Source organism: Bacillus sp. es.036, assembly GCF_002563635.1.
GTDB lineage: Bacteria > Bacillota > Bacilli > Bacillales > Guptibacillaceae > Guptibacillus.
In genome coordinates this window covers 1739951-1761978 of record NZ_PDIZ01000001.1, presented here as the reverse complement: position 1 = coordinate 1761978, position 22028 = coordinate 1739951, and the positions used below count along the sequence as shown (strand labels likewise).

At 40.6% G+C, this 22028-nt stretch carries 23 protein-coding genes; 22 read left to right on the top strand and 1 reads right to left on the bottom strand.

Annotation, left to right across the window (positions count from 1 at the left end; translation table 11 throughout):
• Nucleotides 1-20 precede the first annotated feature (20 nt).
• The 5 genes from mtrB to ndk all read left to right on the top strand — a co-directional run bounded on the left by mtrB (nucleotide 21) and on the right by ndk (nucleotide 3546).
• Nucleotides 21-242, top strand: coding sequence for a trp RNA-binding attenuation protein MtrB (gene mtrB, locus ATG70_RS08985; protein WP_098443979.1), 222 nt, complete (start codon nucleotides 21-23; stop codon nucleotides 240-242).
• A 258-nt stretch (nucleotides 243-500) separates the two neighbouring features.
• On the top strand, nucleotides 501-1277 hold the full coding sequence (locus ATG70_RS08980) for a heptaprenyl diphosphate synthase component 1 (protein ID WP_179886231.1): 777 nt from the start codon (nucleotides 501-503) through the stop codon (nucleotides 1275-1277).
• Between the two features lie 3 nt (nucleotides 1278-1280).
• On the top strand, nucleotides 1281-2009 hold the full coding sequence (locus ATG70_RS08975) for a demethylmenaquinone methyltransferase (RefSeq protein ID WP_098443977.1): 729 nt from the start codon (nucleotides 1281-1283) through the stop codon (nucleotides 2007-2009).
• 20 nt (nucleotides 2010-2029) lie between these two features.
• A complete protein-coding gene (gene hepT / locus ATG70_RS08970; RefSeq protein WP_098443976.1) occupies nucleotides 2030-3001 on the top strand; it encodes a heptaprenyl diphosphate synthase component II in 972 nt (323 codons plus the stop codon).
• A 101-nt stretch (nucleotides 3002-3102) separates the two neighbouring features.
• Nucleotides 3103-3546 (top strand): nucleoside-diphosphate kinase, encoded by a 444-nt coding sequence (gene ndk / locus ATG70_RS08965; protein ID WP_098443975.1) that lies wholly within the window; start codon nucleotides 3103-3105, stop codon nucleotides 3544-3546.
• Nucleotides 3547-3638: 92 nt separating this feature from the next.
• Here the strand turns inward: ndk and ATG70_RS08960 are convergent, their stop codons facing one another.
• The gene (locus ATG70_RS08960) at nucleotides 3639-5057 is read right to left on the bottom strand and encodes an amidase (RefSeq protein ID WP_098443974.1); all 1419 of its coding nucleotides are present in this window, start codon (nucleotides 5055-5057) and stop codon (nucleotides 3639-3641) included.
• A 221-nt stretch (nucleotides 5058-5278) separates the two neighbouring features.
• On the opposite strand from ATG70_RS08960, the gene aroC reads away from it, so the two are divergent.
• From aroC to ATG70_RS08875, 17 genes are all read left to right on the top strand, one after another.
• Entirely contained in the window at nucleotides 5279-6451 is a 1173-nt protein-coding gene (aroC, locus tag ATG70_RS08955; protein WP_098443973.1) for a chorismate synthase, read from the top strand.
• A gap of 2 nt (nucleotides 6452-6453) precedes the next feature.
• Nucleotides 6454-7527 carry a 3-dehydroquinate synthase gene (gene aroB / locus ATG70_RS08950; RefSeq protein ID WP_098443972.1) on the top strand — a complete coding sequence of 358 codons (1074 nt, stop codon included), beginning with the start codon at nucleotides 6454-6456 and terminating at the stop codon, nucleotides 7525-7527.
• Complete coding sequence (gene aroH / locus ATG70_RS08945; RefSeq protein WP_098443971.1) at nucleotides 7524-7886, top strand: chorismate mutase; 363 nt, start codon at nucleotides 7524-7526, stop codon at nucleotides 7884-7886. Before aroB ends, aroH begins: the two co-directional genes overlap by 4 nt.
• Nucleotides 7887-8216: 330 nt before the next feature.
• Nucleotides 8217-9680, top strand: a complete 1464-nt coding sequence (gene trpE, locus ATG70_RS08940) for an anthranilate synthase component I (RefSeq protein WP_218925496.1) — start codon at nucleotides 8217-8219, stop codon at nucleotides 9678-9680.
• Nucleotides 9673-10698, top strand: coding sequence for an anthranilate phosphoribosyltransferase (trpD, locus tag ATG70_RS08935; RefSeq protein ID WP_098443969.1), 1026 nt, complete (start codon nucleotides 9673-9675; stop codon nucleotides 10696-10698). Before trpE ends, trpD begins: the two co-directional genes overlap by 8 nt.
• Entirely contained in the window at nucleotides 10691-11461 is a 771-nt protein-coding gene (gene trpC / locus ATG70_RS08930; RefSeq protein ID WP_098443968.1) for an indole-3-glycerol phosphate synthase TrpC, read from the top strand. Before trpD ends, trpC begins: the two co-directional genes overlap by 8 nt.
• Entirely contained in the window at nucleotides 11400-12086 is a 687-nt protein-coding gene (locus ATG70_RS08925; protein ID WP_306472699.1) for a phosphoribosylanthranilate isomerase, read from the top strand. The genes trpC and ATG70_RS08925 overlap by 62 nt, the downstream gene beginning before the upstream one ends.
• Nucleotides 12087-12088: 2 nt before the next feature.
• Nucleotides 12089-13276 carry a tryptophan synthase subunit beta gene (gene trpB, locus ATG70_RS08920; protein WP_098443966.1) on the top strand — a complete coding sequence of 396 codons (1188 nt, stop codon included), beginning with the start codon at nucleotides 12089-12091 and terminating at the stop codon, nucleotides 13274-13276.
• On the top strand, nucleotides 13269-14096 hold the full coding sequence (trpA, locus tag ATG70_RS08915) for a tryptophan synthase subunit alpha (protein WP_098443965.1): 828 nt from the start codon (nucleotides 13269-13271) through the stop codon (nucleotides 14094-14096). The genes trpB and trpA overlap by 8 nt, the downstream gene beginning before the upstream one ends.
• 9 nt (nucleotides 14097-14105) lie before the next feature.
• Nucleotides 14106-15209: a histidinol-phosphate transaminase gene (hisC, locus tag ATG70_RS08910; RefSeq protein ID WP_098443964.1), complete on the top strand. Its 1104-nt coding sequence runs from the start codon at nucleotides 14106-14108 to the stop codon at nucleotides 15207-15209.
• Complete coding sequence (locus ATG70_RS08905) at nucleotides 15206-16312, top strand: prephenate dehydrogenase (RefSeq protein ID WP_098443963.1); 1107 nt, start codon at nucleotides 15206-15208, stop codon at nucleotides 16310-16312. Before hisC ends, ATG70_RS08905 begins: the two co-directional genes overlap by 4 nt.
• 13 nt (nucleotides 16313-16325) lie before the next feature.
• A complete protein-coding gene (gene aroA, locus ATG70_RS08900; protein ID WP_098443962.1) occupies nucleotides 16326-17612 on the top strand; it encodes a 3-phosphoshikimate 1-carboxyvinyltransferase in 1287 nt (428 codons plus the stop codon).
• A 444-nt stretch (nucleotides 17613-18056) separates the two neighbouring features.
• Nucleotides 18057-19331: a tetratricopeptide repeat protein gene (locus tag ATG70_RS08895; protein ID WP_098443961.1), complete on the top strand. Its 1275-nt coding sequence runs from the start codon at nucleotides 18057-18059 to the stop codon at nucleotides 19329-19331.
• A 68-nt stretch (nucleotides 19332-19399) separates the two neighbouring features.
• On the top strand, nucleotides 19400-19936 hold the full coding sequence (locus tag ATG70_RS08890) for a ReoY family proteolytic degradation factor (protein ID WP_098443960.1): 537 nt from the start codon (nucleotides 19400-19402) through the stop codon (nucleotides 19934-19936).
• Nucleotides 19937-20061: 125 nt separating this feature from the next.
• Entirely contained in the window at nucleotides 20062-20937 is an 876-nt protein-coding gene (locus ATG70_RS08885) for a GNAT family N-acetyltransferase (protein ID WP_098443959.1), read from the top strand.
• Nucleotides 20924-21394: a YpiF family protein gene (locus tag ATG70_RS08880; protein WP_179886230.1), complete on the top strand. Its 471-nt coding sequence runs from the start codon at nucleotides 20924-20926 to the stop codon at nucleotides 21392-21394. The genes ATG70_RS08885 and ATG70_RS08880 overlap by 14 nt, the downstream gene beginning before the upstream one ends.
• A gap of 132 nt (nucleotides 21395-21526) precedes the next feature.
• Nucleotides 21527-22024: a ubiquinol-cytochrome c reductase iron-sulfur subunit gene (locus tag ATG70_RS08875; RefSeq protein ID WP_098443957.1), complete on the top strand. Its 498-nt coding sequence runs from the start codon at nucleotides 21527-21529 to the stop codon at nucleotides 22022-22024.
• Nucleotides 22025-22028: the final 4 nt, after the last annotated feature.

Here is a 22028-nt window from a genome sequence, read left to right as displayed (position 1 = left end):
TTTTAAACGGAGTGATTGATATGAAAAGCGATAGCAATGATTTTTTTGTTATTAAAGCCTTAGAAAATGGCGTGAACGTAATTGGGTTAACACGAGGGTCTGATACAAGATTTCATCATTCAGAGAAACTTGATAAGGGAGAAGTGATGATTGCCCAATTCACTGAACATACTTCTGCCGTTAAGGTAAGAGGGAAAGCCGTTATTCAAACAGAACACGGTGAAATAAGTACAGAAGAGTAAAGCAGGAAACCGAAACCTGCTTTTCTTTCATTTTAAAACAAGAGCCGCTCGTTTTAGGTCAAAGGTTATTGTGCTATACTAGAATTGAATACATAATTGAACCATTACGAATAAGGGTATTTGAAGAAGAAAAGAAAAATAAGCTTTCACCGCTATAAAGCGGCTAGCCCACTTTTCTAAATGGAAGACATGTTAGGGGTATGGGATATGACAAATCCGAAGGAAACCACACATAAAAAAATAGCAGGAGTTCGGGACATGCTGCAGTCTCGCCTATCCCATTCATATTTACTTCGATTTATCGACTTTCCAGTGATTGATGAAGAGAAGTTATATGTTTTTTATGGCATGCTAGAACAAGCGAAGCTCGAACATAAAAGGAAACAGGATACACTTCTTTCCATCATGCTTGTGCAAATTGCTCTTGATACGCATGATCTTATTTCACTTGAGGAGATCGATAACGAAGGTGATCGAAAAAATCGTCAGTTGACAGTACTTGCAGGTGATTATTTTAGTAGCATGTATTATCACCTTCTTTCTAAATGGGAAGATAATGAGTTGATTCGGACTCTTTCTGAAGCCATTCAGGAGATTAATGAAGCAAAGATGTCTTTTTACCAAACTGAGTATAGTACGATTGAACCCGTGTTTGACAATTTGAAAGAGATTGAATCCATTTTAGTACGCAAAGTTGCTGAACACTATGGTCTTACGAATTGGAAAAGCTTCGGTTCACACTATTTCTACATGAATCGTCTTTTAACTGAAAGAAAGCAGGGAATCATTCAATCGGGTACATTTATGTTACAAAAAATTGCTTCTACGCTCCTCTCGGTAAAAGGTGCGAAGTTATCAACAAATCAGGCATCAAAAGCAAAAATCGTCCTCGATTCTTATATTGCCTATGCAAAAAAGGAAATGGACCAACTTCTCCAACAGCATTCAGAACTCCATCAGTTATTTCAGGAGCGTTTCGAATACAACTGGGGAATGAAGGGGATCCAGGAAAAGAAAATGGCGGAAGAGGGATAAAGCATGGCTTCATCAAAAGAAGAACGCGTTCACGATGTATTTCAAACGATTTCAAAACGTTATGATGTAATGAATTCAGTCATCAGCTTTCAGCGTCACAAAGCATGGCGAAAAGATACAATGAGATTAATGGATGTTCAAAAAGGATCATCAGCACTTGATGTTTGCTGTGGCACAGCAGACTGGACAATTGCAATGGCTGATGCTGTTGGAGAAAGTGGATCAGCCATTGGACTTGATTTTAGTGAAAACATGCTTGAAGTCGGTCATGTCAAAGTGAATGAGAAAAGGAAAGAAAACGTTACCCTCATTCATGGAAATGCAATGAATCTACCTTTTGAAGACAATTCATTTGACTACGTTACGATTGGTTTTGGACTAAGAAACGTCCCCGATTATAACCAGGTTATTAAAGAAATGTATCGCGTGGTTAAGCCGGGTGGACAAGTTGTCTGCCTCGAAACGAGCCAGCCCACCATCCCTGTCTTTAAACAAGTTTATTACGGGTATTTTAAGCACGTAATGCCAGTTCTTGGTAAAGTGTTCGCAAAAAGTTATGACGAGTATTCTTGGCTTCAGGAATCAGCTAGCACGTTTCCAGGTAGAGAAGAGTTAAAACAACTTTTCTTTAAAAATGGATTTAGCCGCGTTGATACAAAGCCATACTCTGGCGGTGTTGCAGCGATGCACAGAGGTTTTAAACCAGTGAATAAGAGAACAGATATTTTGTGAAAATCAGTTAGGTGGATCTCATGAAATTAAAAACGATATACGCTTCTTTAAAAAAAGACTTGTCATTTATTGAAACTGAATTGGAGCAAACGGTAGATGCTCATCATCCCGTTCTTCGGGATGCATCAAACCACCTATTAAAAGCTGGAGGGAAACGAATCCGTCCTGTTTTCGTTCTGCTTTCAGGTAAGTTCGGGAATTACAATTTGCCACTCATGAAAAACGTAGCGGTGGCGCTTGAACTAATTCACATGGCTTCTCTCGTTCATGACGACGTCATTGATGATGCTGAAATGAGACGGGGCGCTAAAACAATAAAAGCAAAATGGGATAACCGTGTAGCCATGTATACTGGAGATTATATTTTTGCCCGAGCCATTGAACTAGTGACCGAATTAAATGACCCGACTGCAAATCGAATTTTGTCCCATGCCATTTTAGAGATGAGCGTTGGTGAAATTGAACAGATTCGTGATCAATTTAATTGGGATCAAAATGTACGGGATTATTTTCGCAGAATTAAACGTAAAACAGCCCTTCTAATCTCAACTTCATGTGAGCTAGGGGCAGTCGCAGCGGGAGCATCTAAACAAGAGCAGCTTCACTTAAAGCAATTCGGTTATTACGTTGGTATGTCTTACCAAATAACGGATGATATATTAGATTATACAGGAACTGTAAAACAGCTTGGGAAACCAGCAGGTGGAGACCTACTACAGGGTAACATTACGTTACCTGTCCTTTATGCGATGAATCAGAAAAACGAAAAGAAGAAAATCATGGATGTTTTTTCAGAAGAGCTCCATGCTTCTCAAGAGCAGGTGGATCAAGTTCTGTCCATTGTGAAATTGTCAGGTGGTATTGAACACTCTCGACAGATTAGCGATCGCTACCTTCAAAAAGCTTTCTTTGAACTAGAACAGCTACCCGCTTCTTCAGCAAGAACGTCACTTAGACAAATCGCAGAATATATCGGCAAGAGAAAACATTAAAAGGAAATGTTGTTATTTTTGCGAATATTTGATAGAATTTTGAAGGGCAGATAAATAGTTCTGCCCTATACATACAAAGTGTTGAAAGTGAGGAGATTTTTGTGGAGAAAACTTTTCTAATGGTAAAGCCTGACGGTGTTCAACGTAATTTGATTGGTGGAATTGTATCACGCTTTGAGAATAAAGGATTTAATTTAGTAGGGGCAAAATTGATGACGGTTTCAAAAGACCTTGCAGAAACTCATTATGGTGAACACAAAGAGCGTCCATTCTTCGGGGAACTTGTTGACTTTATTACATCAGGTCCTGTCTTCGCAATGGTTTGGGAAGGTGAGAATGTTATTTCTACTGCTCGTACGATGATGGGGGCAACGAATCCAAAAGATGCTAATCCAGGAACCATTCGCGGTGACTACGGTGTTCAAGTAAGTATGAATGTGATCCACGGCTCAGATTCACCTGAAAGTGCAGAGCGTGAAATTGCATTGTTTTTTAATGAGAATGAATTAAATGAATATACAAAAACGGTTTCGAAGTGGGTTTAATTTTTTTGAAAGAAAAATGAAAGCGCTTATATAAAAAGAACCAGACAGATTTCTGTCTGGTTCTTTTTTTAGTCAAAACGATGAATAGGCGGTTAGATCATTGGGAATTCAAAACCTTTTTCCTGTTCAAGTGTATAGGCAATTCTAAATAATAAAGTATCGTTGAATTTGCCGGTCGCAGCCTGTAGACCTACGGGTAAGCCAGATCGCGCTTTTCCGACTGGGATCGATATCGCTGGATGCCCAGTACAATTATATAACTGGGTCATCATCCAATCAGAGATTGGGGCGGCAGCTTTTCCGTTTATCGTATCAGGACCTTCGATTTGATGTGAAAAAGCAGTTACTCCAACAACTGGAGACAGAATAGCGTCATACCGATCTAACTCTTGTTGAAGTGTGTTCCAAATGATCGTACGCTTCATTTCGGTTTCTCTTAATTCTATTGCGCTAAGCTGTCTACCGGATTCAATCATGCGAGAAACAGAGAGACTAAATTGTGAAGGGAAGCGATCATAAAGCGACCCGTAAGCTGTTGCCAAACCCACATACCACATCTTGTTGAAGAATGAAATCAATTCTTCAAGTTTCATACCAAATTGAAATGGGATATTTTCTACGATTGCCCCGTGGTCACGTAAAAGACTGATCGCTTCTTCTAGCGGACCTAAAATTTCTTGCTCAAAGGGATACAATCCAAAGTTTTCTGTAAAGGCGAACCTTTTACCTTTAACACCTAATTTCATTTCCTCAAGTAAATTTTCTTCTGGGACTGGAACCGAATACGGATCCGTTGGCTGGTAGCCTTCCATCACAGAGAGGAGGAGAGCTGCGTCACCGGTTGATCTTGCCATTGGACCATAATGAACAAAAGGCTGAGTCGTTCCAAAGCGATTGAAAGGTGAGCTGTCAAACGGTACGCGACCAAACGTTGGTTTGTGACCAATAATGCCATTTAGGCATGAAGGAATACGAATCGAACCGCCTCCATCACTACCTTCTGCTAGTGGCACGCACTTGCTTGCTACTGCAGCAGCAGATCCACCACTTGATCCTCCAGCAGTTCTAGAATGGTCCCATGGATTCTTTGTCGGACCTACTAAGAGATTGTCTGTTGTCCCTTTATGCCCGAATTCTGGTGTATTTGTTTTTCCGATAATAATAGCACCTGCGTTTCGAATCCTTTTTACAATTGTCGGCTCTGATTGTGGAATGTGATCCTTAAAAAGTGGAGAACCAAATGTAGTACGCCGGCCGGCTACTGATGTAAGATCTTTTAATGCGATTGGTACACCGTGCAAAGGTCCTCTTGTACCTGTATTCATCAGTTCTTTTTCAGCTGCTTTTGCTTCTTCTATCGCTTGTTCTTCAAATACAGTGATAAATAAATTCAGTTTAGGATTCAAACGTTTTATTCGATTAAGATGACTTTGCACAACTTCCACAGGCGAAATCTCTTTTGCTTTTATTTTTTTTGCCATGGATTGAGCTGTAAGGTTTGTGATTTCCATCCAGACACTTCCTTGTTGTAGGTTATATCTTCAACATTAACCAAAGAAAACGGATGAAGCAATTCTGCTAGAGAAAAGAATAAAAATTTTGTGTTTTTTTAGTTAAATTGTGTTAGGATATGCCCAACCATCATTGAAAAAGTTAAAAATACTTACACGAATTTTATATGGTGTGATATAGTAGTACGTAAAAGCGCCAAAGCATAATGGAGGAGATTGAGATGAGATACTTAACAGCAGGAGAATCACACGGACCGCAGCTAACAACAATACTTGAAGGACTTCCTTCTGGTCTTGAGCTATTGGCAGAAGATATTAACACTGAACTTGCGAGGCGCCAGCTTGGATATGGGCGTGGTCGACGTATGCAAATTGAGAAGGATCAAGTCCAAATATTAAGCGGAGTTCGACATGCGAAATCGACGGGTGCTCCCATTGCGCTTGTTGTAGAAAATAAAGACTGGACGCACTGGAAAAATTATATGGGTGCAGAGCCATTAACGAAAGAACAAGAAGAAAACATGAAGCGTCAAATCTCACGTCCGCGTCCTGGGCATGCAGATTTAAATGGCGCTATTAAATATAACCATCGTGACATGAGAAACGTATTGGAACGTTCATCTGCTAGAGAAACAACGGTAAGAGTTGCTGCTGGAGCTGTAGCTAAAAAACTACTCAATACACTTGGTATTAAGGTAGCTGGGCATGTGCGCATGATTGGAGGGATTGAGAGTCAATACGATGGTGGTATGTCTCTTGAAGAAGTTCAACGTGTTTCTGAAGAATCGCCTGTTCGAAGCCTTGATGAAAAAGCAGGAAATAAAATGATGGAAGCAATTGATGATGCTAAAAAGAATGGCGATTCAATTGGAGGCATCGTAGAAGTAATCGTCGAGGGTCTACCTGTAGGTCTTGGAAGTCATGTTCACTATGATCGTAAGCTTGATGCCAAAATTGCAGGAGCTGTCATGAGTATCAATGCGTTTAAAGGGGTTGAGTTTGGAATAGGCTTTGAGGCAGCTAGAAAGCCTGGTAGTGAAGTTCACGACGAAATTCAATGGTCTGAGTCAGAAGGATACACGCGAAAAACTAATCGACTTGGAGGCTTTGAGGGCGGTATGACGACAGGAATGCCTATAGTCGTAAAAGGGGTTATGAAACCTATCCCAACACTATACAAACCATTGCAAAGTGTAGATATCGATTCAAAGGAGCCTTTCCAGGCAAGTATTGAACGATCGGACAGCTGTGCAGTACCGGCAGCTAGCGTTGTTGCTGAGAATGTTGTCGCGTGGGAAGTCGCTTGTTCGATTCTTGATAAATTTGGTCATGATCGAATGGAAGAAATTGCGGAAGCGCTAGATCGCTACAGGACATATAGCCGGGAGTTTTAATGATGGATTCACTATCGATTGATACAAATGATGGCAGCTATCCCGTTTATATCGGAACTGGGATACGCTTCAAATGGCAAGAGCTGGTCAAAGGCCCCTACTCAAGTTTCTTCATTATTACTGACGAAGAAGTGGAAGGAAGATATTTATCATCGATTCAGCAGGATAAAGAAATACAAACGTTTGTCGTTCCATCAGGGGAGGAATCCAAATCATTTTCCCGTTATCATGAAGTGATGACTGCGTTGCTTAAAGCTGATTTAGATCGGCAAGCCTGCATCATTGCTCTTGGGGGAGGAGTTGTAGGAGATCTTGCAGGTTTTGCTGCCGCTACATATATGCGGGGCATTGATTTTGTTCAAATTCCTACAACGCTACTTGCTCATGATTCAAGTGTTGGTGGGAAGACAGGGATTAATCATGAACTTGGGAAAAACTTAATTGGTGCTTTTCATCAACCAGCAGCCGTTATTTATGATACAGAGTGCCTGCAAACCTTACCAGCTCGAGAATGGCGCTCAGGATTTAGTGAAGTGATTAAGCATGCGCTTATTCATGATGAAGCATTTTTAAAATGGTTAATGGAAAGCGGAAAGCCTGTGCAGGATTATAGCGATGAAGAGCTTCAATTTATCATTAAAAAAGGTATTGCTGTGAAAGGTGCTATCGTAAAAGAAGATGAGCGTGAAAAAGGAATTCGTGCTTACCTAAACTTTGGTCATACGCTTGGTCACGCTATTGAAGCAGAGCTAGGATATGGCAAAATGACTCATGGAGAAGCAGTGGCTATTGGTATGATTTATGCGCTTCGTTTGAGCGAGGAATATTTTCAAACAACACTTCGTATGGATGACATAAAGAAATGGTTTCAAGAAATTGGCCTCCCTACAACAGTTCCAAAAGAGCTTAATACGAATCAATTAATTGAGAGAATGAAGAAAGACAAAAAAGCAGAAAACAAAACGCTGCAGCTTGTTTTATTAAAGAGAATTGGTCAACCAATTAAGGTGAAGGTAAACGATGATATCGCTCTTAAATTACTTCGAGCTAGTATAGAAGGGAGTGGAGCTCATTGATTCGAGGGATTCGAGGAGCAACAACGGTTAGTCTTAATGACAAGGAAGAAATTATTCGTGCAACGACTTCGTTACTTGAACAATTAATCGAGCAAAATGACGTTGAACCGAATCGGGTAGCATCCATTCAATTTACGATGACTAGAGACTTAGATGCGGTATTTCCAGCTGAAGCAGTCCGCGCATTTAAAGGATGGTCAAATGTTCCTTTGCTATGCTCATCAGAAATCCCAGTTCAAGGTGCGTTACCTTTGTGCATTCGAGTATTAATGACGGTGAATACATCAATGGATCAGCAACAAATCAAGCATGTTTACCTGGAGAAAGCTATATCGCTTCGTCCCGACCTTGCGAGTTGACAAATCGAGAGCATCATACTAGGATAGAAATAAGTTTAGAGCAGAGGCAATAGTAGGTTTTATGAGTTGAGAGAGCTGAGAATAGGATAGTTGAGTTGAGGAGAGCTTAGAGGGATACGTCTATACACCCCCTGAGGTTATTCAGGGGGTTTTTATATACCCTTTTAAGGTATTGCTAACATTCAGACGATTTAAGTCTGCTATTTGTTATACCACTATATTAACATCCTCGGAATACTCAGGTTTCCATTCTCCATAACAAAACATGGAGAGGTGAGAAAGTTGACTACAGATTATTCTTCTTTTCAAAGGGATGCCACACAGTTCGGCATGATCCCGATAATGAAGTCGTATTTTCTTGATACGGCGACACCCATTCAAATTTTTCAAAACATTGGTAAACGAGCAAGTTTTCTATTAGAGAGTAGTGATCAGGAGTCGAAATGGTCACGCTACTCCTTTATTGGAGTCGATCCAATTTATTCGCTAATTGAACAAAAAGGAACTTTTACCGTTATTGATGCCAACGGTTCAGATATTCTGCAACGAAATGATTTTCAATCAGGTGTAAAAGCTTTGTTTAATTATTTAAACCCGAAGCTTCCAGATCATGATTTTCCTTTTTATGGTGGCGCTGTTGGCTATATCGGTTATGACGCTGTTAGCCAATTTGATAAAGTTCCACTTCATCCAGATCGGGATGAGGATATGCCGCTTTTTCATTTCATTGTTTGTGAGAATTTATTAATTTTTGATCATCATTTAAAGCGTTTGACGGTTTGTCATCATGCAAGATTAAGGGAAGGAGCGGATGTTGAAGAGATATACAACAATGCTTTCTCTGTGATGGAAGAGCTGGTCACTCTTTCTTCAAAGTCAAACCAATCGGAAGTGATGGTACTGCCTGAAGATACTTCTCACGAAGTGGATTTCTCACAAATAAAATCGAATTATGAAAAGCAACAATTTTTAAATGATGTAAATAAAATAAAATCTTACATTGAGGAGGGTGATGTCTTTCAAGCTGTATTATCTCAGCGATTTGAAAAAGATGTCACGATTGGAGGGTTGGATCTTTATCGGGTCCTTCGCGTCATTAATCCATCTCCCTATATGTTTTATTTAAAGATGAATGATTTTGAAATTATTGGGAGCTCACCTGAGAAATTAGTTCAGGTTCGGGATGGTGAAATTGAGATCGATCCAATAGCTGGTACGAGAAAGCGCGGTAGAACTGACCAAGAAGATAATGAACTTGCAGAAGAATTACTTCAAGACGAGAAAGAGCGAGCGGAACATTACATGCTCGTTGATCTGGCGAGAAATGATGTTGGTCGAGTAGCGGAATATGGCAGTGTGTCGGTACCGCAGCTGATGGACATTGGACGCTTTTCTCATGTGATGCACATTATATCAAAAGTAACGGGAGTTTTAGCACCTCAATTCACTAGTTTAGATGCTGTTGTAGCCTCCTTCCCTGCAGGAACTGTGTCTGGCGCTCCGAAAGTACGGGCGATGCAAATCTTAAATGAGCTGGAACCAACTTCACGATCGATTTACTCAGGCGCGATCGGTTATATCGGTTTCGATGGAAACATTGACTCATGTATCGCGATTCGAACAATGGTTATTAAGGATGGAACTGCATACGTACAGGCTGGAGCAGGCATTGTAGCTGATTCAATACCAGAAAATGAATGGGAAGAGACTCGAAATAAAGCGAGCGCTTTGATTAAAGCAATACAAGTGGCTGAAGCGATTTTCGATAAAAAGGAGGAGCAGCTTAATGTTTAAAGAACAATTAAGTAGGATGATTGAAGGTCATACTCTGACAGAATCTGAAGCGGAACAAGTGATGGATATCATTATGGAAGGAAGAGCAAACGATGCACAAATTGCGAGCTTTTTAACGATTCTTCACATGAGAGGTGAATCGATTGAAGAACTGACAGGGTTTGTTCGCTCGCTCCGAAATCATGTTGTTCAGTTAGATCATGGTGGCCTTCCGCTTATCGATACTTGTGGAACAGGTGGCGACGGACACTCTACCTTTAACATATCTACAGCTTCTGCCATTCTCGTTTCGAGTCTTGGGGTGAAAGTTGCGAAACACGGTAACAAAGCAGTGTCTTCCAAAAGTGGTAGTGCAGATGTTTTGGACCAGCTTGGCATCCCGACTCAGTCAAGCCGGGACGAAGCAGTTGCAACCCTTAAAGAAAAAAACATGTGCTTTCTATTTGCACCAAACTATCATGTCGCAATGAAACACGCTGTAAATGCGCGGAGGGCGATTGGTTTTAGAACGGTCTTTAATAGCCTCGGTCCTCTAGCAAACCCGGCTGGTAGTCAGTCTCAGTTAATTGGAGTTTATAGTCATGAAAAGGCACTGAAAATGGCAGAAGCATTGAAGCGTCTCGGCACAGAGCGTGCACTACTCGTCACTGGTGGAGAAGGAATCGATGAGTGTTCTATTTCCACTTATACTGATTTCGTTGAATTGAGGAATGGTGAAATCAGTACGTATCGCCGCACTCCAGAGGAAGTTGGACTTGTTACAGGTAACCCAAAGGATTTGGTAGTAAACAATTCAAAAGAAAGTGCAGATTTGATAGAGAAAGTTTTTAACGATCAAGGAAACGAAGCTAGTACAGGAATTGTTCTTTACAACGCCGGAGCAGCTCTTTATCTAGCTGGAGCTTGTGAAACTATTAAGGATGGTGTTCAAATGGCAAAAGAAGCCATTTTGAATGGGACAGGTCAAGATCAACTAAAGACATTAAGCGCAAACAAGGAGCTGAATGTTCATGCTTGAGCAAATTATTAAAGTAAAACACGAAGAGATGGAACGATTTAGTATGCCTGAAGATGAAAAATTAGCAAACGTTTCTCTTCTTGAAAGCCTGCGTAAGCCAACGCACGAGGTAGGCTTAATTGCAGAAGTAAAAAAGGCATCACCTTCTAAAGGGATCATCAATGCGAACTTTGATCCTGTAGAAGTAGCAAAAGCTTATGAAAAAGCGGGTGCAGATGCGATTTCCGTTTTAACTGACGAGTCGTTCTTTATGGGGGCGAACGCATTTCTAACGGAAGTAAAAAAGCACGTGTCCTTACCAATTTTGCGAAAAGATTTTATCATTGATATACGGCAAATAGATGAGAGTAAACGAATTGGCGCAGATGCGATTTTATTGATTGTAACGGCGCTTGGTGCAGAGAAAACAAAAGAATTTTATGATTATGCTTTAAATTTAGGGTTAGAATGTCTAGTTGAGGTACATTCGAAGGAAGAGCTTGAAGAGCTTACGTCGTACTTCACTCCAACTATTATTGGAGTGAACAATCGAAATCTTGCTACATTTGAGACGTCGACTAAACAAACACATTCACTCAGTCAGTTCATTCCTGCAGCTACGTTGATGATTAGCGAAAGTGGAATATCTACCTATGAGGATATTAAAGATGTGAAAAGTGCCGGTGCGAAAGCCGTATTAGTTGGTGAGGCACTCATGAGAGATGGAACTTATGAAAAAGGAATTAAGCGTTTGTTCGGTGAAAAAGTTCATGAGGAAGCCTGATCTTAAGTTGTGCGGTAATCGTTCGTTAGAGGATTGGGAGAGCGTTAGAGTGAGCGGTGTCCCATATGCAGGGTTTATTTTTGCCAATAGCGTTCGGCGCGTTACAGATGAACAAGTGAAAGTCTGGTTAAACGATTATCCACCGCTAAATGATACGAAAATTGTAGGAGTGTTTGTAAATCCGGAATTAGAAGAGTTAGCGCAAACGGTAAGTGAAGTTCCGCTTGATGTCCTTCAACTTCACGGTAGTGAAACGCCGGCATTTGTTGCAAAGATAAAACAAATGACAGGTAAAACAATTTGGAAAGTAATCCATCACGGTAAATCCGCTCTAGATGAAATGAAGCGGTTTGATGGTGTAGCTGATGGATATGTCGTAGACACGAAATTACCTGGGCAATGGGGTGGGACAGGCAAACGATTTGATTGGGATTCGATTCCATCTTATCAAGCGGAAGCTGTAAGTCAAAAAGTACCTCTATTTATTGCGGGCGGCGTAAAGGTAGATAATGTGCAAGAACTATTAAGCTATCAACTAGATGGTATTGATGTATCAAGTGGAATTGAAACGAATGATAGAAAAGATAAGGCGAAAATGAACGATTTAATCGAAAGGCTGGGATAACAATGTCAACAAGTGTACCTGATCAACGCGGAAGATATGGTAGATACGGTGGAAAGTATGTTCCTGAAACAGCTATGTATGCGCTAGAAGAATTAGAACAGTCGCTAAACGAAGCAATGGCAGATCAAGAGTTTATGAAAAGCTACCATGATGAATTAAAGAAGTACTCAGGGCGGCCTACACCGATTACTCATGCCGAGAATTTATCCAAAAGACTTGGTGGTGCACAAATTTACTTGAAGCGTGAAGATTTGAATCATACGGGTGCACATAAATTAAACAATGCGATCGGCCAGGCGCTTTTAGCTGTTCGAATGGGGAAAGAAAAAATTGTAGCCGAGACTGGTGCAGGACAGCATGGTGTGGCAGCAGCAACCGTGGCAGCGCGTTTCGGTTTAGAGTGCAAAGTGTTTATGGGAGAAGAGGATATTAGAAGGCAGGAATTGAATGTTTTTAGAATGAAGCTTCTAGGGGCGGAAGTTGTACCAGTGTCTTCAGGCAGTCGAACATTAAAAGATGCTACAAATGAGGCGATTCGTTACTGGGTAGCCAACGTTGAAGATACGTTTTATTTAATTGGTTCTGTTGTAGGGCCTCATCCTTATCCTAAAATGGTAAGAGACTTCCAACGCGTGATTGGTGACGAATCGCGAGAACAAATGGAAGGATTACCTGATAAAGTGATTGCTTGTGTTGGTGGTGGGAGTAATGCAATGGGAATGTTCTACCCATTTCTTAAAGATGACGTTGATTTAATAGGTGTGGAAGCTGCAGGTAAAGGAATTCATACAGGGGAACACGCTGCAACGCTGTCTGAAGGACGCCTTGGAGTCATTCATGGTTCAATCACTTATCTTTTACAGAACGAAACAGGTCAAATTCAGGAGCCTCACTCCATTTCTGCTGGTCTTGATTACCCTGGGATTGGACCGGAGCATGCCTATTTAAATGAGACGGGTCGCGTAACGTATGTAGGCATCACGGATGCAGAGGCGCTTGATGCTTTAAAAGTTCTTTCTGAAGAAGAAGGCATCATTCCGGCGATTGAAAGTGCTCATGCACTCTCAGAAGCCATTAAACAAGCGCAAAATATGAATCAAGAAGAACGTATTCTTGTATGCCTTTCTGGAAGAGGCGATAAAGATGTGCATACGATAATGGAGCATCTTGGAGGTGACGGAGATGAATAAACGATTTGAACAATACGTGAACGGTCGGACGGATCTTTTTATTCCATTTATTGTAGCTGGCGATCCAACAGAAGAAACAACCATCGATTTAGCATTAATGTTGCAGGAAGAAGGAGCAAACGCTATTGAACTCGGCATCCCGTATTCTGATCCATTAGCAGATGGTCCAGTCATTCAGCGCGCATCATTACGTGCGCTTGAACATGGTATGAGCCTTGAAAAGGCGATGGGTCTCGTGAAGCAAATGCGAAAAAAAGGACTTGAAATTCCAGTTGTGATATTTACTTATTACAATCTTTTGTTACAATTAGGAGAAGAACGCTTCTTCGCTTTAGTGCGAGAAAATGATATTGACGGACTTTTGGTTCCAGATCTTCCTTTTGAAGAAAGTGAAGAGTGGAGGGAAAGCTGCAATGCTAATGAGACTGCGCTGATTTCTCTTGTTGCGCCAACAACTTCAGATAAAAGACTGCAAGCGATATCGAAAGAAGCTACTGGATTTCTTTATTGCGTCTCATCACTCGGTGTAACGGGTACAAGAACTGATTTTCATTCTTCTGTATTTACATTTCTCGATCGGGTGAAAGAGCATAGTAGGATTCCAGTTGCAGTTGGTTTTGGAGTATCTGCTCCTGAACAAGTTGAGAAATTAAAAGATCACTGCGATGGCGTTATTGTTGGCAGTGCCATTATTCGTCAAGTAGAGGAACAAGTGGAAGTGTTGAAGAACGAAGCATCCCTTAAAGAAGGGGTTGATCAAATTCGGTCATATGTTCGAAATTTGATTTCTCCATATGGGAAAGCGAAAATCCATTCGTGAGGTGCAGGCATGATTCCAAAAAGACAAATGAAAGGGTTAACCCCTTACAAGCCAGGTAAACCAATTGAAGAAGTAAAGAAAGAACTCGGTCTTAAACAAGTCATTAAGCTTGCTTCAAATGAAAATCCATTTGGTTCTTCTCAAAGTGTGAAAGAGGCGATTGAAAAAGAATTGTCGCAATTACACATTTATCCAGATGGTTATGCAGCTTCTCTCCGGACTGAGGTAGCAAATCATCTTAATGTAAATGAAGATCAGCTCGTTTTCGGTAATGGCTCAGATGAAGTCGTTCAAATTCTTTGCAGAACGTATCTTGAAAAAGGAACTAACACGGTGATGGCTACACCAACTTTTCCGCAATACCGTCATAACGCCGTCATCGAAGATGCTGAGGTTCGTGAAGTTCCGTTAATGGATGGAAAGCATCAATTAAATGAGATGTTACAAGCTATTGATGAGAATACGCGAATCATTTGGGTTTGTTCACCTAATAATCCGACTGGAGAACACATTCCAGAGGATGAGCTATTTGCGTTTTTGAATAAGGTGCCAGATCACGTGCTTGTGGTAATGGATGAAGCATACAAAGAATATGTGACCGCTACTGATTTTCCTGACACGATTGCAACCCTTTCAAAATATAAAAATCTGGTCGTTTTACGAACGTTTTCTAAAGCTTATGGCATCGCTGCGTTGCGCGTTGGGTATGGTGTAGCTAACCCGGAAGTGATCGCATCAATTGAACCTTCCAGAGAACCTTTTAATACTTCCCGCGTCGCACAAGCTGCTGCAATTGCTGCCCTAAGAGACCAGCAATTTATAGAGATGTGTCGAGAAGAAAACGAGAAGGGTCGCGCTCTTTACTATGCTTTTTGTGAGCAATATGAATTATCTGTGTATCCTTCTCAAGGGAATTTTGTTCTTATCGATTTTGGTATTCCAGCAGATGAAGTATTTGACTATCTCATGAAGCATGGGTACATTGTCCGCTCTGGTTCTGCTCTCGGCTTTCCAACTTCAGCGCGAATAACCGTCGGATCGGAAGAGCAAAACAAGGAAATCATTGGCTGTATATCGCAATTTCTTAATGACAAGAGAATGCGAAAGTCATGAGTAAAAATGTAGCAATCATCGGTCTTGGACTAATCGGAGGATCGATTGCTCTGGCAATTAAAGCAGGGCATCAGAATGCCATGATTACAGGGTTCGATGTGAATCAAAACCAGCTTGATCTTGCAAAAGCTCTTCGTGTTGTAGATGACACCGCTTCTTCTCTTGAAGAAGCGGTGCAAAAAGCAGACTATATCATGATTGCAGCTCCTGTCGTTCAAACGGAGCAAATCCTAGAACAACTTTCCTCAATAAAATTAAAGGTTGGCGTCATCGTATCGGATGTGGGAAGTACTAAGCTTTCGATCGTAAGTCATGCGAAGAATATTCTTAATCCTTCTATTACATTTATTGGTGGGCATCCGATGGCTGGCTCCCACAAAACAGGCGTGACAGCAGCAAAATCCCACCTGTTTGAGAATGCTTTTTATATTTTAACGCCAGACGATGCTGTCGATCGATCGAAACTACACGACTTAATGGACCTTTTAAGTTCTACCAATGCTACTTTTGTTGAGCTTGAAGCTAAGGAACATGATTATTTAGTCGGATTAATTAGTCATTTCCCGCATATTTTAGCTGCAAGTCTTGTGAATTTTGTTAGTGATCGAAATGATAGTCAGCGCTTTAACGTCGCAAGGTTTGCAGCTGGAGGGTTTCGAGACATTACGCGTATCGCATCAGCTAGTCCTGTGATGTGGCGTGACATTCTGTTGCGGAACAAAGATGTTTTACTTCAGATGACAGAAGACATGAAGTTAGAATTAGATAGAATTCAGGGCTATATTAAAGAAGAAAATGAGGACGGTATTTTTAATTATTTTTCGGGCGCGAAAGACTTTCGTGATGGATTACCTGTTCGCTCAAGAGGGGCGATACCGGCCTTTTATGATTTGTTCCTTGATGTACAGGATCAGCCCGGTGTAATCGCTGCTGTTACGCAAAAACTCGCAAAGGAAGAAATTTCAATTACAAACATTCGAATCATTGAAACCCGAGAAGATATTATGGGTGTGCTTCGAGTGAGCTTTCGCTCAGAAACGGACCGTGATAATGCGAAAGTAATCCTAGATCGTGATTTTGAAACATATGTAGATGATAAATAAGGAGAACGTAACTATGGAAACAATAACGAAAGCGCACAGTCTTAAGGGAACAGTCGTGATACCTGGAGATAAATCAATATCCCACCGTGCGATCATGTTTGGTTCAATTGCTAATGGCACAACGAGGATTACGAACTTCCTTCCTGGAGCAGATTGTTTAAGTACCATTTCCTGTTTTAAACAGATGGGGGTTCGTATTGAACAAGATGGCGCATCTGTTGTTGTAGAAGGGCAAGGAATTGAAGGACTCAAGGAACCTTCTGAGCTTCTCGATGTAGGAAATTCGGGTACTACTTTTCGCTTAATGATGGGATTACTTGCGGGTCGCCCTTTTCACTCGGTTTTAGCGGGAGACGAGTCAATTGCTAAACGACCGATGAATCGTGTAACGGTTCCATTATCACAGATGGGTGCTGTCATTGATGGAAGAGAGCAGGGCACATTTGCACCAATCTCAATCCGAGGTGGCAATTTGAAAGGCATTACATATCAGTCGCCTGTCGCAAGTGCTCAGGTTAAATCAGGCATTCTTCTTGCTGGTTTACAAGCTGAAGGGGTTACGACTGTTTCTGAAACACACCGCTCCAGAAATCACACCGAAAATATGCTGGAGAGTTTCGGCGTAAAGGTTAATAGAGATGGACTTTCAGTTAGTGTAGAAGGCGGTCAACAGCTAACTGCTACGAATGTTGAAGTACCTGGAGATATTTCTTCAGCTGCCTTTTTCCTCGTAGCGGGGGCAATCGTTCCAAACAGCACAATAACCTTATTAAATGTTGGCATTAACGAAACAAGATCCGGTATATTAGATGTTCTTGAACAAATGGGTGCAGCATTATCGATTAAAAATAGACGAGTAGTCAATCAAGAAGAAGTAGCAGATCTTACGATTTGTACGAGCGATCTTCGTGAAGCAGTCATTGAAGGGGATATCATTCCACGCTTAATTGATGAGTTGCCGATTATTGCGCTTCTTGCAACCCAGGCGAATGGAAAGACAATTATTCGCAATGCTGAAGAATTAAAAGTAAAAGAAACGAACCGCATAGATGCGGTGGTGGAAGCTTTGCAAACTTTAGGGGCATCAATTACTGGTACACCAGACGGCATGGTGATAGAAGGACCTACGCCTCTTCATGGTGGGGAAGTTTCAAGTTTAGGTGATCATCGGATCGGTATGATGCTTGCTGTCGCTGGATGTATAACTGAAGGTGCTGTCGAGCTCGCATTACCTGATGCTATCAAAGTGTCATATCCTGATTTCTTTGACCATTTGAAGAAGCTAAAAGCAGGTTCCTAGGAACCTGCTATTTGGTTTTTGTAACTGGAACTGCTGAATTTTTTAAAAAATACGCAAAATTTTCTAAAAAATCAGTTGATTTTATATCTTTTCCTGTTATACTAAACGTAGTAATGGTTTCTCTCCACTCCTATCCATATTTATTTTGTCCCTGTGTTTTGAAAGCGCTAACAAACGCTTTCTGCACAGGGAATTTTTTTCATTGATCTTAATTAATAAATTTCCTCATTTCTAGACTTACTTATTTCAGGAATTTAGGCAATGAAGTTGAAGATGACGAAATTCTTGATTATGATGGAGGAGACCCATTCATTTCAGAGCTTTGTCGTAAATAACAGAAAGAGAATCATCCTTTACAGCTAAAATGAAGGGTGGCGCAATAAAAAGAGTTTATGCTTGGAGTCATCGAAATAAAATAAGTAGTGTTAGAAGGAGTTTTGGAACGTGGATCGTCTTAAACAGGCTGTCTCATTAATTGAGTCGGGAAATTTTGAAAAAGGTTTAACAGAACTAAAAGAAGTACGAAAAGAAGCTGATCATGAAAGCTTATATGATCTCTCCAACATTTACTACAGTCTTGGACTTATTGAAGATTCCAGAGACGTCGTAGAAGAGCTACTTATTCATTACCCAAATGAAGGTGAATTACTTGTACAGGCAGCGGAATGCTATGTTGATCTTGAACAAGAGCAGGATGCCATTGCTGCTTTAAATAAAATTGATGAAAACGATGCTGCGTATCCACCTGCCCTTCTCTTATTGGCCGATCTTTACCAAACGGAAGGATTGGAAGAAGTTGCAGAGCAAAAACTGCTGGAGGCAAAGCGACTTTCTCCTGATGAACCGATCATCGATTTTGGACTTGGTGAATTTTATTTAACACAAGGTCATCATTTAAAGGCAGTTCCTTACTATGAAGCAGTTCTTGGTACCAAAGGAGAGCTTGCCAATGAAAATATTGAACTTCGATTGGCTGAAGCATTGAGCGGAAGTGGACAATTTGAAGATGCGCTTACTTACTATGAGAAGGGACTCGAGAACGCGCGTGAAATTAACGCCCTGTTTGGTTATGGTTTTACGGCGCTTCAAATCAATGAATACCGAAAAGCCATTAATGCGTTTAATGAGCTAAAAGAGCTAGATCCGCAGTATAGTACACTTTATCCTTATCTTGCCAAAGCTTATGAAGAAGAAGGTGCGGTAGCTGAAGCAATTGAGGTGCTAGCTCAAGGAATTAAATTTGATGAATTTAATGAGGAGCTATATATACAAGCTAGTAGGTTAACCTTTAAAACACACGATAATGCAAGCGGAGAACAGTATTTACGTGAATTACTAGCCATTAATCCAGCGCATATAGAAGCTGCGAAAACGCTAGCTGCTTATTTGAAGACAGAGGAACGATATGAAGATATTTTGGATCTCTTGCGAAACATTGAAGAGGGAGAGCAAAGTGATCCATATCTTGATTGGTCAGCGGCAACAGCATATGCACAGGTGGAAGAGTATAAAGATGCCATAAAACGCTATGAAAATGCATATACTTATTTCAGACAGGATCCAATTTTTCTAGAGGAATATGGCGCCTTCTTAATTGAAGAAGGTAGAAGAGAAGAAGCAGTGAAAGCCTTCAAGCTTGCTCTAGAGCTAGACCCATCGCTCGTCCATCTTGAAGAAGAAATTTTGAGGTTTGATGAGGAAACTTTCAAAGAGGATTAAAGGTGAAGAAGGAAATGTATCTTCAATGACGAATTGTTAAATTAGGAAAATCTCAGGGAGGAATCGCTATGAGCAGCTCCGTTTCTGTCGTTGAAAAAAAAGACTTTCTGAAATGGTTTCTAAAGAAGTATCAGGTGAAGAAACGTGAATGTGTCTGGCTTTTGAATTATTTAATAAGTGATGAAGTGTTGATGGGGAATGTTCATTTTGTTGAAAACGCTGAATTTTGTCCAAAAGCGCTTGTGATTTCCACGCACTGTGTAGAAAATGCGCCTTTTCGTTTTTACAAACATAACATCATTACGACAGACCCTGAAAAGTCTTTTCATGACATTCGCCTGAATCAGGACGAGCCTATTTATATTCAGCTAAACTTCAAAAGTAAAAATGTTTCTCCTCACTACGTAGCTGTTTTAGAAGAGAATCCATTTTTACCGGAGAATATGGCAGCTGATAAAAAATATTCGTTTATGGCTGAAATGGTTCTCGACGAGTCATTCACACGTTTCAAAAAAGAATCCATTTTGAAACAAATTGATGAAGCACTGGATCGAAATGATGAAATAGCGTTTCTCCACTTAAGTAAGCAATTGAGTCATTTATAACCCCTGATTGATCAGGGGTTTTTTGTTTGCCTTAAGTATTTTGGAACGTGCGTTCTAGGAAAAATCTTCAACACTTTCTAAACAAATGATATACTAGAAAGAAATGCAAGAACTAGGGACGGCGAATGAATGAGATTGAACAGATCGGCTTAATGAAAGGAGAGAAAGAGTTGATTCGAACCCTAGAATACGAGGATATTCCTCTCGTTAAAGAGATGCCCACGGGGATAGAAGATGATTACGTTATTCGCATCATACATAAACTAATGCAAGAAGAGAAGATAGTAGGATATTTCAAGAAAGAAATGCTTGTTGGTATTGCTGGCCTGACGATATTTGAAGGTGAAGCTGCTGTCCTAGGTCGATTACGAACACATAGTGATTTTCGAAAAAAAGGGATCGCTTCAGAATTAATGAATACATTGCAAATTGAGGCATTTGAAAACCCAGCTATTATCTGGGTTGGCTATGCAACAGAAGACTATAACACGGGAGGTAACTGTATAGCGCCTCATTTGCTGATGCAGCTTGAATCGCAAATTGTGTCTTCTCGTATAAGTCCACACACAATCATCGGACAAACCGTTACAAGGTCGTTTAATAGAGTGACAGAAGAGAATAAGAAAGCTACGATCGAAAAGTACTGGAAAGAGAGTGGTCAATCATTTTTCCCTTACTTGATCTATTATCCACTTCCATACTTACCTTCTCTTTCTTCCACTTATCTTGAGCAAGTAGAGCTATTTGCTAACGATACGGGTGGGTTTATGCTGGTGAAAGAAGAGAAAGGTGCTTCGTATTTGCATGTTAAGGTCTTAAATGAAACAACGCTATATAGCAGAGACATGTGGAAAATGGTTAACGCTTATGCGATAGAAGAAGCAAGAACCATATGGATCGACTTGCCAATACAGCAGGCTAAGTGGCTAGAACCTTATTCTCACCAAACAACTTGGTGTTTATATGGACAAAAAAGGAGTTTATACAATGAGATGGACTGAAGCAGATATTGCGTTATTTGAAAAAGAAAAAGAATATGTAGATACAGTCGTTCTTCCACTCGTTCCAATATCAATGACGAACAGTATGAAAACGATCGTATCAATGGGAGAGTATATCTCAATCATATCAAATGAACTAGAAAGACAATTAAAAGGTCGTCTTCTTTTGCTACCTGCTTATACCTATTTAATTTCAGAGGAACAAGCTTTTAAGACGGACCGCTTGAAAAAGATAGAGGAAGAATTGCATGTAGGAGGTATTAAACATATTATCACCTTAACTGCCGATGTAGAATGGAAACAGGTGGAGGACCAAATCTCGAGTGCTTTATTATGGATGCCGGCAATTCCACTTGAACATATGGATGAACAATACAAAATGGAAACGGTCTCAGCTCAGGTAAAGCAGGTTTTACAATTTGTAACAAATACGTGGCAAAGTAATATAAATAGTTGATTTGTGGCATGCTAAAGACCAATCCGAATATTGACAGAGCAAGACTGACTACGCTATCATAGGAATGTCCTAGTTATATGTGTGTACTATTATGTCCGGCTGGACTGACTTCATAGGATAGGGGGGAAACCAATGGCGAAGAAGAAGGAAGTAACAAGACGCCAATTTCTAAACTACAGCCTGACTGGTGTCGGCGGTTTTATGGCAGCAGGGATGCTAATGCCGATGGTTCGTTTTGCAATTGATCCATTGTTAAAAGAAGGAGCCAAGCAGGATTTTGTACCTGTTATGGACACAAGCGAGATTACGGACAAACCAGTTCGTAAAGAATTCAAAATTGACCAGGTAGATGGTTGGTATGAATCTGAAGTAACGCAATCCGCCTGGGTTTACAAAGATGAAAAAGACGAAATTGTCGCACTTTCACCTGTTTGTAAACACCTCGGATGTACAGTTGACTGGTCTTCAAATCCTGCATATCCTGATCAGTTTTTCTGCCCATGTCACGCGGGGCGTTATACGAAAGATGGTGTGAACGTTCCGGGTACACCACCACTTGCGCCGCTTGATGTTTACAACAAGAAAGTTGAAGATGGAAAACTTTACCTCGGAAAACCTGAACCACGTTAGGGGG

Coding starts and splice junctions, on each gene's coding strand:
- mtrB (WP_098443979.1), top strand. CDS start 21: ATGAAAAGCGATAGCAATGATTTTTTTGTTATTAAAGCCTTAGAAAAT.
- ATG70_RS08980 (WP_179886231.1), top strand. CDS start 501: ATGCTGCAGTCTCGCCTATCCCATTCATATTTACTTCGATTTATCGAC.
- ATG70_RS08975 (WP_098443977.1), top strand. CDS start 1,281: ATGGCTTCATCAAAAGAAGAACGCGTTCACGATGTATTTCAAACGATT.
- hepT (WP_098443976.1), top strand. CDS start 2,030: ATGAAATTAAAAACGATATACGCTTCTTTAAAAAAAGACTTGTCATTT.
- ATG70_RS08960 (WP_098443974.1), bottom strand. CDS start 5,057: ATGGAAATCACAAACCTTACAGCTCAATCCATGGCAAAAAAAATAAAA.
- aroC (WP_098443973.1), top strand. CDS start 5,279: ATGAGATACTTAACAGCAGGAGAATCACACGGACCGCAGCTAACAACA.
- aroB (WP_098443972.1), top strand. CDS start 6,454: ATGGATTCACTATCGATTGATACAAATGATGGCAGCTATCCCGTTTAT.
- trpE (WP_218925496.1), top strand. CDS start 8,217: ATGATCCCGATAATGAAGTCGTATTTTCTTGATACGGCGACACCCATT.
- trpD (WP_098443969.1), top strand. CDS start 9,673: ATGTTTAAAGAACAATTAAGTAGGATGATTGAAGGTCATACTCTGACA.
- trpC (WP_098443968.1), top strand. CDS start 10,691: ATGCTTGAGCAAATTATTAAAGTAAAACACGAAGAGATGGAACGATTT.
- ATG70_RS08925 (WP_306472699.1), top strand. CDS start 11,400: ATGGAACTTATGAAAAAGGAATTAAGCGTTTGTTCGGTGAAAAAGTTC.
- trpB (WP_098443966.1), top strand. CDS start 12,089: ATGTCAACAAGTGTACCTGATCAACGCGGAAGATATGGTAGATACGGT.
- trpA (WP_098443965.1), top strand. CDS start 13,269: ATGAATAAACGATTTGAACAATACGTGAACGGTCGGACGGATCTTTTT.
- hisC (WP_098443964.1), top strand. CDS start 14,106: ATGATTCCAAAAAGACAAATGAAAGGGTTAACCCCTTACAAGCCAGGT.
- ATG70_RS08905 (WP_098443963.1), top strand. CDS start 15,206: ATGAGTAAAAATGTAGCAATCATCGGTCTTGGACTAATCGGAGGATCG.
- aroA (WP_098443962.1), top strand. CDS start 16,326: ATGGAAACAATAACGAAAGCGCACAGTCTTAAGGGAACAGTCGTGATA.
- ATG70_RS08890 (WP_098443960.1), top strand. CDS start 19,400: ATGAGCAGCTCCGTTTCTGTCGTTGAAAAAAAAGACTTTCTGAAATGG.
- ATG70_RS08885 (WP_098443959.1), top strand. CDS start 20,062: ATGAATGAGATTGAACAGATCGGCTTAATGAAAGGAGAGAAAGAGTTG.
- ATG70_RS08880 (WP_179886230.1), top strand. CDS start 20,924: ATGAGATGGACTGAAGCAGATATTGCGTTATTTGAAAAAGAAAAAGAA.
- ATG70_RS08875 (WP_098443957.1), top strand. CDS start 21,527: ATGGCGAAGAAGAAGGAAGTAACAAGACGCCAATTTCTAAACTACAGC.